Below are 14,019 nucleotides of genomic sequence, written 5' to 3'. Positions count from 1 at the left end.
TTCGCCCAGGACCTGGATATTTGAGGACCCAGATATATAGTCTCCGAGCAGCGAATTCATCATCAGAGACAGTGTTCAGTATATCGAACGCGACTGATGGGTGACCGACATATTGCGGCATCACTGGGAGGGACCCGCGGTGGCAGCAGCACCAGTCTGGAGTGTCGACCCGCGCACCGGGAAGCAGCGTGAACAGGTTGCGGTGGAGGCCACAGCCCAGGAGGTGGACGCGGCGGTACGGGCGGCCCACGCCGTCCGTGGCGCCCTCGCGGACCGCGCGGTCCGCTCCGCGTTCCTGCGCTCGGCCGCCGACGGCCTGGACGCGGCCAAGGACGGCCTGGTCGAGACCGCCGACGCCGAGACCGCGCTCGGTCCGGTCCGGCTGACCGGGGAACTCGCGCGTACCTCCTACCAGTTGCGCGCCTTCGCGGACATCGTCGACGAGGGCGCCTTCCTCGACGTCATCATCAACCACCCCGACGACACCGCGACCCCGCCCGTCCCGGACCTGCGCCGTTACAAGGTCCCGCTCGGCGTCGTCGCCGTCTACTCCGCCTCCAACTTCCCCTTCGCCTTCTCCGTCGCCGGCGGCGACACCGCGAGCGCGCTGGCCGCGGGCTGCCCCGTCGTCGTCAAGGCCCACCCCGACCACCCCGCGCTGTCGGAGCTGGTCGCCAAGGTGCTGCGCCGGGCCGCCGCCCACCACGACATCCCCGAGGCCGTCGTCGGGCTCGTGCACGGCTTCGAGGCGGGCGTCGAGCTGATCAAGCACCCGCTGGTCGCCGCGGCGGGCTTCACCGGTTCCGTACGGGGCGGGCGGGCCCTCTTCGACGCGGCCGCCGCGCGTCCGGTGCCGATCCCGTTCCACGGTGAGCTGGGCTCGCTGAACCCGGTGCTGGTCACCGAGGCGGCAGCGGCCGAGCGGGCGGAGGAGATCGGCGGCGGGCTCGCCGGATCGATGACCCTCGGCACCGGCCAGTTCTGCGTCAAGCCGGGGCTGGTGCTGGTGCCGTCCGGCGCGGGCGGCGACCGGCTGGTGAAGTCGCTGACCGACGCGGTCAGCGACACCGACGCCGGGGTCCTGCTCGACCACCGTATGCGGGACAACTTCATCGCCGGGGTGCGGGAGCGCGCCGGCCTGGAGGGCGTGGAGTCCCCGGTGACCCCGGGCGCGGGCGGCGAGCACACGGTCAGCCCCGGGTTCCTGACGGTGCCGGCGAGCCGGCTGGCCGAGGAGGGGGCGTACGACCTGCTGCTGGAGGAGTGCTTCGGGCCGGTCACCGTGGTGGTCCGCTACGACGACGAGGGTGAGGCGACGGCGGTGCTGTCACGGCTGCCGGGCAACCTGACGGCGACGGTGCAGCTGTCCTCCGAGGAGGCGGCCGGTGAGGGCCGGGGCGCGGACATCCTCGCCGAACTCACCCCGCTGGCCGGGCGTGTGCTGGTGAACGGCTGGCCGACGGGGGTGGCCGTGGCGCCGGCCCAGCACCACGGCGGGCCGTATCCCGCGACGACCTCCACGTCCACGTCTGTGGGCGGTACGGCTGTCGAGCGGTGGCTGCGGCCGGTCGCCTACCAGAACGCGCCCGCGGCACTGCTGCCGCAGGAACTGCGCGACGAGAATCCGCTGGGGCTCCCCAGGCGGTTCAACGGGGTCCTGGAGCGGTAGCGCGGCAGGCGGTGGGGGTGTGTCGGCGGCTGCGGGCCGGTGGTGGCCGCGCGCGCAGCTCCCCCGCCCCCTTGGGTAGGTGCGGGTCCTGCGAGGATGGGTCGATGGACGTGGAACTTCCCGAACTGCCCTTCCCCCTCCGGACGTACGGGCCGGACGGGCACTGGGCCTACGAGGACGGTGTGCTGACCGGGTGGGCGGGACCCCGGCAGGATCGGTTCGTCACGCCCACCGGGGAGGCGCTGGAACCCGCCTCCGACGCGCCCCGGCTGCTCGGGGCGCCCGAAGGGGACTTCCAGTTGATCGCGCGGGTCACGGTGGGGTTCCGTGCCGCCTTCGACGCCGGAGTCCTGTACGTCCACGTCGGCGAGCGGGCCTGGGCCAAGCTCTGTCTGGAGTACTCCCCGGATGTGCCCACCGTCTGCACGGTGGTCACCCGGGGACACTCCGACGACGCCAACTCCTTCACGGTGGACGGGGGTTCGGTGTGGCTGCGGATCAGCCGGACCGGTCGGGCCTTCGCCTTCCACGCCTCCCGGGACGGCGCGCGCTGGACCTTCGTCCGGCTCTTCACCCTGGGCGAGGAGAAGGAGACCGGTGCCGCGCTGGTCGGGTTCATGACCCAGTCACCGCTGGGGGAGGGCTGCGTGGTCACCTACGACCACATCGAGTTCAGGGCCGACTGGCCGAGCGACCTGCGAGACGGCAGCTGAGGACGAAGGTCAGGACGAACAGGGCCGCGCCCAGCACCAGGCTCGCCCGCATCCCGGTGTCGAAACCGCCGTCCACCAGCGCGCCGAACACCGCGATCCCGAGTCCGCCGGCCACCTGCCGTGCCGCGTTCAGCACTCCGGCCGCCAGCCCCGCCCGCTCGGCCGGCACGGCGTCCATCATCACGGCCGTCAGCGGCGGGACGGTCAGCGCGCAGCCCAGGGCCATCGGGACGAGCAGGACCGCCACCACCGGGGCGGGCGTGCCAGAACCGACGGACAGCAGGCCCAGCAGGCCGGCCACGGCCACGGCCTGGCCGACCAGCATCGGCAGGCGCGGTCCGTAGCGGCCGGCGAGCTTTCCGGACACCACGTTGGTCACCGCGATCAGCCCGGACATCGGCAGGAACAGCAGTCCGGTGTACAGCGCCGAACGGCCCTGCACCTGCTGGAAGAAGAGGGAGAAGAGGAACACCCCGCCGTAGAAGGCGACGCTGCACGCCGCCCCGGTCGCCACGGCCGCCCGTACCGCCCGGTCCCGGAACAGCCCGATCGGGACGACCGGGTGCGACCGCCGTCCCTCGATCCGTACGAACAGGACGGCGGCCGCCACCGCCACGACGAAGGCCGCCAGGCCCGTCGCACCGCCCTCGATGACCGCGAACGTCACGCACGTCAGCGTGATCACGGCCGTCAGCTGGCCCGGCAGGTCCAGCGGCGCCGGCCGGCGCTCGGAGCGCGGCGTGCGCAGCAGCAGGGCCAGGGCGATAGCGCCCAGCGGCAGGTTGATGAAGAAGATCCCCCGCCAGTCCCACGCCGTGGTCAGCGCACCGCCCGCCACCGGGCCCAGTGCCACCGCGACCGAGCCGCCGGCCGCCCACAGCGCCACCGCCTTCGCCCGTTGGGCCGGATCGGTGTACGCCTGCCGGACCAGGGACAGCGAGGCGGGCAGGACGACGGCCGCCGCCACGCCCTGCACCACGCGCGCCCCGATCAGCGCCGGGAGGGTCGGCGCCAGGCCGCAGGCCGCCGAGGCGAGTGTGAAGACGGTGGTGCCGAGGGCGTACGCCCGGCTCGCCCCGGCCCGGTCGGAGAAGGCGCCCGTGGAGAGCATCAGGGCGGCGAAGGCGAGGGTGTAGGCGTCCACCACCCACTGCAGTCCGGACATCCCGCCGCCGAGCGAGGAGTCGATGGCCGGCAGGGCCACGTTCACCACGGAGGCGTCGAGGGTGATCAGCGCGAAGCCCAGCAGGGCGGCCGTCAGGGTACGGGCCGGCCGGTGCGGGGACCCCGACTCCCGGCTTTCCGAGCCCACTTCAGGTTCGTCGAGGGTCTCGTTCGTTGGCATGCTCCCATCCTGCGGATCGTTCCCGGCCTACAGTAGTGGCCTGAATGCCATGCACCCGGAGGTTCTGGCCATGCTCCGTGTCGCGGTCGTCGCGTCGCCGCCCGTGTCGATGTTCAACCTCGCCATCCCCGAGCTGCTCTTCGACAAGGTCGAGGTCGGCGGACGGCCCGGCTACGAGGTGGTGATCTGCGCGCCCGACCCCGGGCCCGTGCCCACCACCGGGAGCCTCGACCTGCATGTGCCGCACGGACTGGAGGCGCTGCGGGACGCGGACACGGTGATCGTGGCGGGCACCGGCCGGCCCTCCGCACCGGACCCGCGGGTGCTGGACGCGCTCCGCGAGGTCGCCGACGCGGGGGTGCGCATCGCCTCCATCTGCACCGGTGCCTTCTCGCTCGCCGAGGCCGGTCTGCTCAAGGGCCGCAAGGCCACCACCTACTGGGCGCACGCAGAGGAACTGCGCCGCCGGCACCCCGACGTCGAGGTCCAGGGCGATGTCCTCTACGCCCAGGACGGCCAGTTCCTGACCTCCTCCGGCTACGCGGCCGGCATCGACCTGTGCCTGCACCTCATCCGCACCGACTACGGCGCCGCCGTCGCCAACGAGGTCGCCCGGCTCGCCCTGGTGGCCCCGGTCCGCCCCGGCGGCCAGACCCAGTTCACCCAGACCCCGCTGCCGCCCGAGCGCGGCACCGCCTGCGCCGACACCCGCGGCTGGGCCATGCGCAACCTGGACAAGCCACTCACCCTCACCGACCTGGCCCGGCACGCGGGCGTCTCGGTGCGCACCCTCACCCGGCGCTTCCACGCCGAGAGCGGGGTCAGCCCGCTGCAGTGGCTGCTGCACCAGCGCATCGAGCGCGCCAAGGAACTCCTGGAGACCACCACCCTGCCCATGGACCAGGTGGCCGCCGCCTGCGGGCTCGGCACCGCCGACTCGCTCCGCGCCCACCTGGTCCGCCGCACCGGTCTCACCCCGAGCGCCTACCGCGCCCAGTTCAGCCGGCACCCCACCGGCCCGCAGGCGGTGGCGTGACCTCGGTGACCGGGGAATGGAACGCGCTGATTGAAGGTTCACGTACTGGTCGCCGGGGAGAGTCCCCGTGCCCGGACGAGCTGGAGAGAGCCGAAGAATGCGCGTCGAGATCTGGAGCGACATCGCCTGCCCCTGGTGCTACGTGGGCAAGGCCCGCTTCGAGAAGGCGCTGGCTGCCTTCCCGCACCGCGACGAGGTCGAGGTCGTGCACCGCTCCTTCGAGCTGGACCCGGGCCGCCCCAAGGGCGATGTGCAGCCGGTGATCACCATGCTGACCAGGAAGTACGGCATGAGCCAGGCGCAGGCCCAGGCCGGCGAGGACAACCTGGGCGCCCAGGCCGCCGCCGAGGGCCTGGACTACCGCACCCGGGACCGCGACCACGGCAACACCTTCGACATGCACCGCCTGCTGCACTTCGCCAAGGAGCACGGCAGGCAGGACGCGCTGATCCAGATCCTGTACCGGGCCAACTTCGCCGAGGAGCGGTCCGTCTTCACCGAGGGCGACGAACGCCTGGTGGAGCTGGCCGTCGAGGCCGGACTCGACGCCGGCCAGGTCCGGAAGGTGCTCGCCGACCCGGACGCCTACGCCGACGAGGTCCGCGCCGACGAGCGCGAGGCCGCCGAGCTCGGCGCGAACGGCGTGCCGTTCTTCGTCCTCGACCGCACCTACGGCGTCTCCGGCGCCCAGCCCGCCGAGGTCTTCACCCAGGCGCTGACCCAGGCCTGGGGCGAGCGCTCCCCGCTGAAGCTGGTCACCCAGGGGGACCAGGGGGACGGGACGGCCTGTGGGCCGGACGGGTGCGCGGTCCCGCAGCAGGGCTGAAAAGCGCAGGTCGGCGCGGACGTATAAGGATCCCTGAGCGGAACCATGTAAAAATTCGCGATGGACGGGGACTTCAGCGGGCCGCACAGTGGTCCCATGAACACCACGGAGACGTTCGAGAGCCTCGTCCGCGCCGAGTTCACCCCGAAGAGCACCTACCTCAACACCGCGAGCAACGGCCTGCTGCCCGCCCGCACCGTCGCCGCCCTGCACGAGGCGGCGCTGCTGCGGGCCGAGGGCCGGCCGCTGACCCCGCTGTACGAGGACGTGGAGAGCTGCCGGGCCGCGTACGCGCGGCTGGCGGGCGTTCCGGCCGGCCGCGTGGCGGCGGGCGCCTCGGTCGCCGCGCACACCGGCGTGATCGCCGCCGCGCTGCCCGCCGGCGCCGAGGTCCTGACCGCCGAGGACGACTTCACCTCCGTGCTCAACCCGTTCCACGTCCGGGGCGACCTCAAGGTCCGTACGGTCCCGCTGGAGCGGATCGCCGAGTCCGTCCGCCCGGGCACGGCGCTCGTCGCGGTCAGCGCGGCCCAGTCCGCCGACGGCCGGGTCGCCGACCTGCCCGCCCTGCGCGAGGCCGCCCGCGCCCACGGCGCGCGCACCTACGTCGACTTCTCCCAGGCCGCGGGCTGGCTGCCGATGGACGCGGACGCCTATGACTACACCGCCAGCGTCGCCTTCAAGTGGCTGCTCGGCCCGCACGGTGCGGCCTTCCTCACGGTCCCCGAGGACTTCGGCGGGCTGACGCCGGTGCTCGCGGGCTGGGTGGCGGCCGAGAAGCCGTGGGACAGCTGTTACGGACCGGTCCAGGAACTCGCCCGTTCCGCACGGCGGTTCGACCTCACCCACGCGCTGTTCACCTTCGCGGGCCTGCGCCGGTCTCTCGACCTCGTGGAGGAACTCGGCGTCGCGGCGATCCACGCGCACGACGTGGCCCTCGCCGACCGGTTCCGGGCGGGACTCGCCGACCTCGGCCACGAGCCGGTGCCCGCACCGGGCTCGGCGATCGTCTCGGTGCCCGGGCTCGGCTCCCGGCAACCCGGGCTGAGCGAGGCGGGCATCGAGGTCTCCAACCGCGCGGGCAACCTGCGCGCGGCCTTCCACCTCTACAACACGGCGGCGGACGTCGACCGCCTGCTGGAGGCGCTGTCCGGCTGACATGACCGGGCCGGGGCCTCCCGTCCCACAGGAGGAGGCCCCGGCCCGGTGGTCTCGGGCGGCTACCTCACCGGCGTGAAGTCCCGCGCCCCGATGAACTCCGGCCGGCGCACCGGCGCCGCGAACGGCTCCACCGCCGTGTTCTCCACGCTGTTGAACACGATGAAGACGTTGCTGCGCGGGTACGGCGTGATGTTGTCGCCGGAGCCGTGCATGCAGTTGCAGTCGAACCAGGTCGCCGAGCCGGCCTTTCCGGTGAACAGGCGGATGCCGTGCGCGCTCGCCAGCTCGGTCAGCGCCTCGTCGGACGGCGTGCCCGCGTCCTGCATCTGCAGCGACTTCTTGTAGTTGTCCTCGGGCGTGGCCCCGGCACAGCCCAGGAACGTCCTGTGCGAGCCCGGCATGATCATCAGCCCGCCGTTGGTGTCGAGGTTCTCGGTCAGCGCGATCGAGACGGACACCGTGCGCATGTTCGGCAGGCCGTCCTCGGCGTGCCAGGTCTCGAAGTCCGAGTGCCAGTAGAAGCCGCTCGCGCCGAATCCCGGCTTGACGTTGATCCGTGACTGGTGGACGTACACGTCCGAGCCGAGGATCTGCCGGGCCCGGCCGACCACCCGCGGATCGCGCACCAGGTTCGCGAACACCTCGCTGATCCGGTGCACCTCGAAGACCGAGCGGATCTCCTTCGACTTCGGCTCGACGATGGAGCGCTCGTCGGCGCGGATCGCCGGGTCGGTGACCAGCCGGTCCAGCTCACGCCGGTACACCTCGACCTCGTCCGGGGTGATCAGCTGGTCGACGGCGAGGAAGCCGTCCCGCTCGTACGCCTGGAGATCGGCGGTCGGGATCGGGCCCGGGGTGTCCGGGGCGCCCCAGACGACCGGGTCCTGGCGGGGGACGGTCACCTCGGTGGTGCCGCGGGTCGGGTAGAGGTCCTTCACAGTGGCCGTGGTCATGGGCTCTCACACCTCCTCGGGCTCGGTGAGCAGCGGGTAGACGCCGTTGTCGTCGTGGTCCTCCCGGCCGGTCACGGGCGGGTTGAACACGCAGATGCAGTGGAAGTCCTCCTTGACGCGCAGCGTGTGCCGCTCGTGCCCGTCGAGGAGGTACATGGTGCCGGGGGTGATCGTGTACGTCTTCCCGGCCTCGTGGTCGGTCAGTTCGGCCTCGCCCTGGGTGCAGACGACGGCCTCGACGTGGTTGGCGTACCACATCGACGTCTGGGTCCCGGCGTACAGGATGGTCTCGTGCAGGGAGAAGCCGACCCGCTCCTTGGCGAGGACGATCCGCTTGCTCTCCCAGGTGCCGGACTTCGCCTTGACGTGCCGGTCGGTGCCTTCGATGTCCTTGAACGATCGGACGATCACGGTGCTGTTCTTCCTCCTGGCAGTAGGGAACTGGTCAGACGGTCTCGCGGACGGCCCGCGCGAGGACGCTCAGGCCCTCGTCCAGCTCGTCGGGGGTGACGGTCAGGGCGGGCAGCAGCTTGACGACCTCGCCCTCCGGGCCGGACGTCTCGATGAGCAGCCCCAGCTCGAAGGCGCGCCGGGCGACCTTCGAGGCCCGGTCCTTCGCGTGGAACTCCAGGCCCCACACGAGCCCGCGTCCGCGGTACTCCCGCACATCGGCCAGGTTCTCCTCGGTGATGGAGATCAGGGCCTGCTCGACCTGCTCGCCGCGGGTGCGCGTCTGCTTCTCCATGGCCGAGCCGTCGGTCCAGTACGTCTCCAGGGCCGCGGTGGCCGTGACGAACGCGGGGTTGTTGCCGCGGAAGGTGCCGTTGTGCTCGCCGGGCTCCCAGACGTCCAGCTCGGGCTTGAACAGGCACAACGACATCGGCAGCCCGTACCCGCTGATCGACTTGGACACGGTGACGATGTCCGGGGTGATCCCCGCCTCCTCGAAGGAGAAGAAGGCGCCCGTGCGACCGCAGCCCATCTGGATGTCGTCGACGATCAGCAGCATGTCCTGCCGCTCGCACAACTCCTTGAGCGCGCGCAGCCATTCGGGCCGGGCGACGTTGATGCCGCCCTCGCCCTGCACGGTCTCCACGATGACGGCGGCCGGCTTGTTGAGGCCGGAGCCCTGGTCCTCCAGCAGCCGCTCGAACCACAGGAAGTCCGGGACCGTGCCGTCGAAGTAGTTGTCGAACGGCATCGGGGTGCCGTGCACCAGCGGGATGCCGGCGCCGGCCCGCTTGAAGGCGTTGCCGGTGACGGCGAGGGAGCCCAGGGACATCCCGTGGAAGGCGTTCGTGAACGACACGATCGCCTCCCGGCCCTTCACCTTCCGGGCCAGCTTCAGCGCCGACTCCACGGCGTTGGTGCCCGTCGGCCCCGGGAACATGACCTTGTACGGCAGGTCGCGCGGGCGCAGCACCAGGTCCTGGAAGGCCTGCAGGAAGGACCGCTTGGCCGTGGTCGACATGTCCAGGCCGTGGGTGACCCCGTCCCGTGACAGGTAGTCGATCAACGCCCGTTTCAGTACGGGATTGTTGTGGCCGTAGTTGAGTGAGCCGGCACCGGCGAAGAAGTCGAGGTACGCGTGTCCGTCCTCGTCGTACATCCGGCTGCCCTGCGCGCGGTCGAAGACGGTGGGCCAGCCGCGGCAGTAGCTGCGCACCTCGGACTCGAGGGTCTCGAAGACGCTGAGGTCGGGCTGGGTGATGGTCACGGTGAATCGCTCCTCAGTGGGCGGTGAAGTCGGTCAGCGGGCCGATGCGGTACAGGACTTCCGGGTCGTGCGGGCCGTCCGGGAACAGGTCGGCGGGGAACAGCACCTCACGCGTGACCCGCGCGCCGTGCCGGGCGGCGAACGAGGTGAACAGGCGCTCGGAGGCGGTGTTGCCGGGGGTGATGGTCGTCTCGACGTCGGTGATGCCGCGCTCCGCGGTGAGCCGTGCGGTCAGCCCGTCCAGCAGCGTCGCGGCGACGCCGAGGCCGCGGTGGGCGACGTCCACCGCCACCTGCCAGACGAGCAGGGTGCGCGGGCGGTCCGGCCGCACGTAGCCGGTGACGAATCCGACCGGCTCCCCGCCCGCACCGCGCGCCACCGCGGAGGTGCCGGCGAAGTCCCGACACCACAGCAGATAGCTGTACGAGGAGTTCAGGTCGAGGGTTTTCGAGTCCTTGGCGAGACGCCAGAGCGCGGCTCCGTCGGTCATCGCCGGTCGGTCGATGAGCAGGTCTGCTGGTGCGGCAGTCATGCGGCACGAATTTAGCGAGGCGAATTCGGAAATGCACGGGCGCCGTCGCTGTGCTGCGCAGTGGGCTATGCGAAATGCCTGAATTGCCCCACACCATATTCGGACAAAAGTATTCTGGTGTGGGGTCTGTCACAGCACGGAAACCGCCGGAAACGTGCCGGAAAACTTCCCCGTTTAGCTTTGCAAAAAGCGGGCAGAAGAAGACGGGAAGCTATCGTCCGAAGAATTGGCGGGAATTGTGAAACTAAATTGAATTCGTATTCCCGTGGTTCCGTCGATTCGTTCACGCAGAATGTCGGCGGGTCCGTCGTGCCGGGAGGAAATACGGGGGGCGCAGCCCCCGGCCACCTAACGCCAGGCGGCGTCCACCGCCCGGCCGGCCGCCGCCACGTCCACGGCCACGCCCGCTTCGGTCAGCGCGGCGCCCAGTGCCGCCAGGGACCCCCGCACCGCACCCGGTGTGGCGTCGGCCCCGTAGTGGTTGACCCGGATCATCTCCTTGGCCAGCGCACCCCCACCGGCGGCCAGCGGCAACGCCGGGTCGCCCGCCAGGGCCCGCGCCACCAGCTCGGAGGCCACCACCCCCGACGGCACCCGCAGGGTCGTGGCCACCGGCGCGGCGTCCGCGGCCTCGTGCACATAAGGCTCCAGCCCGCCGCCCAGCGCCACCGCACCCGCCCGCGCGGCCAGCGCGGCGCGCCGGTGCCGGTCCATCACCGTCTCCAGGCCGGCCGACTCGATGCGCTCCAGGCACGCCTCCAACGCCAGCATCTCCAGCTGTGCGGGGGCGTGCGGCAGCACCGTGCGGCCGGCGTCGATCCAGCGCTCCTTCCAGTCGAGCAGGGAGAGGTAGGAGCGGCGCGGCGCGTTCGGGTTCGCCGCCATCCGGGCCCACGCCCGCTCGCTCACCGAGATCGCCGACACACCGGCCGGGCCGCCCATCGCCTTCTGCGCCCCGATCACGCACAGGTCCACGCCCCACGCGTCCGGCAGCACCGGCTCGGCGCCCACCGAGGCGACCGCGTCCAGGTAGAACAGCGCGCCCTGCTCCCGCACCACCTCGCCGATCTCCGCGACCGGATTGGTGTTGCCGGTCGCCGCCTCCGCGTGCACCAGCGACACGAAGTCGATCTCCGGGTGCTCGGCGAACGCCTCCCGGATCTGCTCGGCGGTCACCGCCGTGTGGAAGGGGACGGAGATGTCGTACACGGTCGCCCCGGAGTCCCGCAGCCAGTTGCCGAAGGTCTGCCCGTACGGCCCGGTGATCACGTTCAGGGCCACCGTGCCCGGACCGGCCGCCGCGCGGATGGCGCCCTCCAGCGGCAGCAGCGCCTCGCCCTGCGTGATCAGGACGTCCTGCCGGGTGTCCAGCAACCGGGCCACGCCGTCCTCGATGGCGGCGAAGCGCTCGGCACTCAGCGGGGGCAGGTCGAGGAAGGGGTGGGTCACGGCGGTGCTCTCTTCGCTCTCGGAGGGTCGACTCCATCGATCTTAGGTCGAAGGGCTCCCTGGCCATCGGTTTGATTTGAGAGACTCAAACACTTCCTTATAATCGGAACCCACTGTTCCCCCACTGGAGATCTCCCCATGAAAACGCTCGTCGGGCGCCGGACCCGCCTCCTGGCCGCCACCACCGCGACCGCCGCACTCGTGCTCGTCGCGGCCGGCTGCTCCTCCAGCGACTCGGGGAGCGGCAAGACCACCGTCAAGGGCGTCCACCTCGCCAAGGCCGGTCAGCTGACCACCTGCACCCACCTGCCGTACCCGCCGTTCCAGTCGGAGATCGACGGCAAGGTGCAGGGCTTCGACGTCTCCCTCATCGACCTCGTCGCGGACGACCTCGGCGTCAAGCAGCAGATCCTCGACACGCCGTTCGAGAACTTCAAGACCGGCGCCTTCCTGAACTCCGGCCAGTGCGACCTGGCCGCCGCCGGCATGACCATCACCGCCGAGCGCAAGAAGAACGTCGACTTCTCCGACCCGTACTTCGAGGCCACCCAGGCCGTCCTGGTCGACAAGAACAGCGGTGTCGATTCCCTCGCCGACGTCAAGGCCAAGGGCAAGAAGCTCGGCGCCCAGGCGCAGACCACCGGCGAGGACTACGTCAAGGGCAAGGGCTACGACCCGATCTCCTTCGAGTCCTCCGACGCCGTCCTCAACGGCCTGCGCACCGGCCAGGTCCAGGCCGTCGTCATCGACTACCCGGTCGTCCAGGGCTGGCTGAAGGACAAGGCCAACGCGGACAAGTTCAAGGTCGTCGACAACCTCAAGACCGGTGAGCAGTACGGCTTCACCGTGAAGAAGGGCAACAAGGCGCTGCTCGACGCCATCAACAAGGCACTCAAGGACGCCAAGGCCGACGGCACCTACAAGAAGATCTACGAGCAGTGGATCGGCCCGTACAACGCCACTGTCGCGTCTCCCTCGGCCTCATGACCGATACGGACGCACGACTCCAGCCGAGGAAAAAGGGACTGACCCGGCGTCAGAAGCGCAGCCTCTCCCGAGGTGTGCAGTACACCGTCTTCGTCGCCGCCGTGATCGCCTTCGCGGTCGCGGCGGACTGGGGCCGGCTGCAGAACCAGTTCGCCCAGGCCGACATCGCGAAGCAGATGTTCCCGGACGTCATCACGCTGGCGCTCAAGAACACCGTGCTGTACACGCTGTCCGGCTTCGTCGTCGGCCTCGTGCTCGGCATGGTCGTCGCGCTGATGCGGCTGTCCTCCGTAGGCCCGTACCGCTGGTTGGCGAGCGTCTACATCGAGATCTTCCGCGGCCTGCCCGCCCTGCTGATCTTCATCTTCGTCGGCGTGGCCGTCCCGCTCGCGTTCCCGGGCACGGAGATCCCGGGCGGGACGTACGGCAAGGTCGCCATCGCGCTCGGCCTGGTCTCGGCCGCCTACATGGCGGAGACCATCCGCGCCGGCATCCAGGCCGTGCCCAAGGGGCAGACCGAGGCCGCCCGTTCGCTCGGCTTCTCGCCCGCGAAGGCCATGATCTCGATCATCATCCCGCAGGCCTTCCGGATCATCCTGCCGCCGCTCACCAACGAACTCGTCCTGCTCTTCAAGGACTCCTCGCTGGTGCTGTTCCTCGGCGTCACCCTGGAGGAGCGGGAACTGTCCAAGTTCGGCCGCGACCTGGCCAGTACGACCGCCAACTCCACGCCGATCCTGGTCGCGGGCCTGTGCTACCTGCTGGTCACGATCCCGCTGAGCTATGTCGTCCGCCGTATGGAGTCCAAGGCCCAGGAGGCGATCCGGTGAGCCGCCCGGAGATCGAAGTACGCGGACTGCACAAGTCCTTCGGCGACAACGAGGTGCTGCGCGGCATCGACCTGGAGATCGGCCAGGGCGAGGTCGTCTGTGTCATCGGCCCCTCCGGCTCCGGCAAGTCGACCCTGCTGCGCTGCGTGAACCTGCTGGAGGAGCCCACCAAGGGCCAGGTCTTCGTCGGCGGGACCGAGATCACCGACCCCGACGTCGACATCGACGCCGTGCGCCGCCGCATCGGCATGGTCTTCCAGCAGTTCAACCTCTTCCCGCACCTGAACGTCACCGAGAACCTCACGCTGCCCCAGCGCCGGGTCCTCGGGCGGGACAAGGCGACGGCCGCGAGGACCGCCGCCGAGAACCTCGCCCGCGTCGGCCTCTCGGAGAAGGCGGACGCCTACCCGTCCTCCCTCTCCGGCGGACAGCAGCAGCGCGTGGCCATCGCCCGCGCCCTCGCCATGGGCCCCGAGGTGATGCTCTTCGACGAGCCGACCTCCGCGCTCGACCCGGAGCTGGTCGGGGACGTCCTCGCGGTGATGCGCAGGCTCGCCGAGGAGGGCATGACGATGATGGTCGTCACGCACGAGATGACCTTCGCCCGCGAGGTCGCCGACCGGGTCGTCTTCATGGACGGCGGCGTGATCGTCGAGGACGGCCGCCCCGGCCAGGTCATCGGCGACCCGCAGCACGAACGCACCCGGCACTTCCTCTCCCGCCTGCTCGACCCGGCGATGGCCGAGGTCGAGGAGGAGACCTCCGACCAGGTGGGGAAGGACGAGCCGTAGGTCGTTAAGG

General features: G+C 70.9%; 14 protein-coding genes. 8 read left to right on the top strand and 6 right to left on the bottom strand.

Annotated elements, in window-relative coordinates; translation table 11 throughout:
* The first annotated feature begins 139 nt into the window (after positions 1–139).
* Together ACGFRF_RS18405 and ACGFRF_RS18400 are read left to right on the top strand one after the other, a co-directional pair.
* Positions 140–1,669 carry an aldehyde dehydrogenase (NADP(+)) gene (locus ACGFRF_RS18405; protein ID WP_393741055.1) on the top strand — a complete coding sequence of 510 codons (1,530 nt, stop codon included), beginning with the start codon at positions 140–142 and terminating at the stop codon, positions 1,667–1,669.
* A gap of 104 nt (positions 1,670–1,773) precedes the next feature.
* Positions 1,774–2,382 (top strand): DUF1349 domain-containing protein, encoded by a 609-nt coding sequence (locus ACGFRF_RS18400; protein WP_393741053.1) that lies wholly within the window; start codon positions 1,774–1,776, stop codon positions 2,380–2,382.
* Here the strand turns inward: ACGFRF_RS18400 and ACGFRF_RS18395 are convergent.
* On the bottom strand, positions 2,342–3,727 hold the full coding sequence (locus ACGFRF_RS18395; protein ID WP_393741051.1) for an MFS transporter: 1,386 nt from the start codon (positions 3,725–3,727) through the stop codon (positions 2,342–2,344). The genes ACGFRF_RS18400 and ACGFRF_RS18395 overlap by 41 nt on opposite strands.
* Before the next feature lie 70 nt (positions 3,728–3,797).
* Here ACGFRF_RS18395 and ACGFRF_RS18390 point away from each other — a divergent pair, with 70 nt between their 5' ends.
* From ACGFRF_RS18390 to ACGFRF_RS18380, 3 genes are all read left to right on the top strand, one after another.
* Positions 3,798–4,763 carry a GlxA family transcriptional regulator gene (locus ACGFRF_RS18390; RefSeq protein WP_393741049.1) on the top strand — a complete coding sequence of 322 codons (966 nt, stop codon included), beginning with the start codon at positions 3,798–3,800 and terminating at the stop codon, positions 4,761–4,763.
* A 97-nt stretch (positions 4,764–4,860) separates the two neighbouring features.
* Complete coding sequence (locus ACGFRF_RS18385; RefSeq protein WP_393741047.1) at positions 4,861–5,589, top strand: DsbA family oxidoreductase; 729 nt, start codon at positions 4,861–4,863, stop codon at positions 5,587–5,589.
* 96 nt (positions 5,590–5,685) lie between these two features.
* Entirely contained in the window at positions 5,686–6,747 is a 1,062-nt protein-coding gene (locus ACGFRF_RS18380; RefSeq protein WP_393741045.1) for an aminotransferase class V-fold PLP-dependent enzyme, read from the top strand.
* 62 nt (positions 6,748–6,809) lie between these two features.
* On the opposite strand, the gene thpD is transcribed toward ACGFRF_RS18380, so the two are convergent.
* The 5 genes from thpD to ACGFRF_RS18355 form a co-directional block, all read right to left on the bottom strand.
* The gene (gene thpD / locus ACGFRF_RS18375) at positions 6,810–7,703 is read right to left on the bottom strand and encodes an ectoine hydroxylase (protein ID WP_393741043.1); all 894 of its coding nucleotides are present in this window, start codon (positions 7,701–7,703) and stop codon (positions 6,810–6,812) included.
* 6 nt (positions 7,704–7,709) lie between these two features.
* The gene (locus ACGFRF_RS18370; RefSeq protein ID WP_393741041.1) at positions 7,710–8,114 is read right to left on the bottom strand and encodes an ectoine synthase; all 405 of its coding nucleotides are present in this window, start codon (positions 8,112–8,114) and stop codon (positions 7,710–7,712) included.
* Positions 8,115–8,148: 34 nt separating this feature from the next.
* Positions 8,149–9,420, bottom strand: a complete 1,272-nt coding sequence (ectB, locus tag ACGFRF_RS18365; RefSeq protein ID WP_393741039.1) for a diaminobutyrate--2-oxoglutarate transaminase — start codon at positions 9,418–9,420, stop codon at positions 8,149–8,151.
* 13 nt (positions 9,421–9,433) lie between these two features.
* A complete protein-coding gene (ectA, locus tag ACGFRF_RS18360; RefSeq protein ID WP_393741037.1) occupies positions 9,434–9,952 on the bottom strand; it encodes a diaminobutyrate acetyltransferase in 519 nt (172 codons plus the stop codon).
* Between the two features lie 348 nt (positions 9,953–10,300).
* The gene (locus ACGFRF_RS18355; protein WP_393741035.1) at positions 10,301–11,401 is read right to left on the bottom strand and encodes a pyridoxal-phosphate-dependent aminotransferase family protein; all 1,101 of its coding nucleotides are present in this window, start codon (positions 11,399–11,401) and stop codon (positions 10,301–10,303) included.
* 138 nt (positions 11,402–11,539) lie between these two features.
* Between ACGFRF_RS18355 and ACGFRF_RS18350 the strand changes: the two genes are divergently transcribed.
* The 3 genes from ACGFRF_RS18350 to ACGFRF_RS18340 are packed head-to-tail and all read left to right on the top strand — an operon-like array spanning position 11,540 to position 14,009.
* Positions 11,540–12,388 (top strand): transporter substrate-binding domain-containing protein, encoded by an 849-nt coding sequence (locus tag ACGFRF_RS18350; protein WP_393741033.1) that lies wholly within the window; start codon positions 11,540–11,542, stop codon positions 12,386–12,388.
* Positions 12,385–13,218 (top strand): amino acid ABC transporter permease, encoded by an 834-nt coding sequence (locus tag ACGFRF_RS18345; protein WP_393741031.1) that lies wholly within the window; start codon positions 12,385–12,387, stop codon positions 13,216–13,218. Before ACGFRF_RS18350 ends, ACGFRF_RS18345 begins: the two co-directional genes overlap by 4 nt.
* Positions 13,215–14,009 (top strand): amino acid ABC transporter ATP-binding protein, encoded by a 795-nt coding sequence (locus ACGFRF_RS18340; protein ID WP_393741029.1) that lies wholly within the window; start codon positions 13,215–13,217, stop codon positions 14,007–14,009. Before ACGFRF_RS18345 ends, ACGFRF_RS18340 begins: the two co-directional genes overlap by 4 nt.
* Positions 14,010–14,019 lie beyond the last annotated feature (10 nt).

The sequence above is a fragment of the Streptomyces sp. NPDC048521 genome, assembly GCF_043199855.1.
GTDB lineage: Bacteria > Actinomycetota > Actinomycetes > Streptomycetales > Streptomycetaceae > Streptomyces.
Note: the sequence above shows the minus strand (reverse complement) of the source record. Positions and strands in the feature narration are given on the sequence as shown.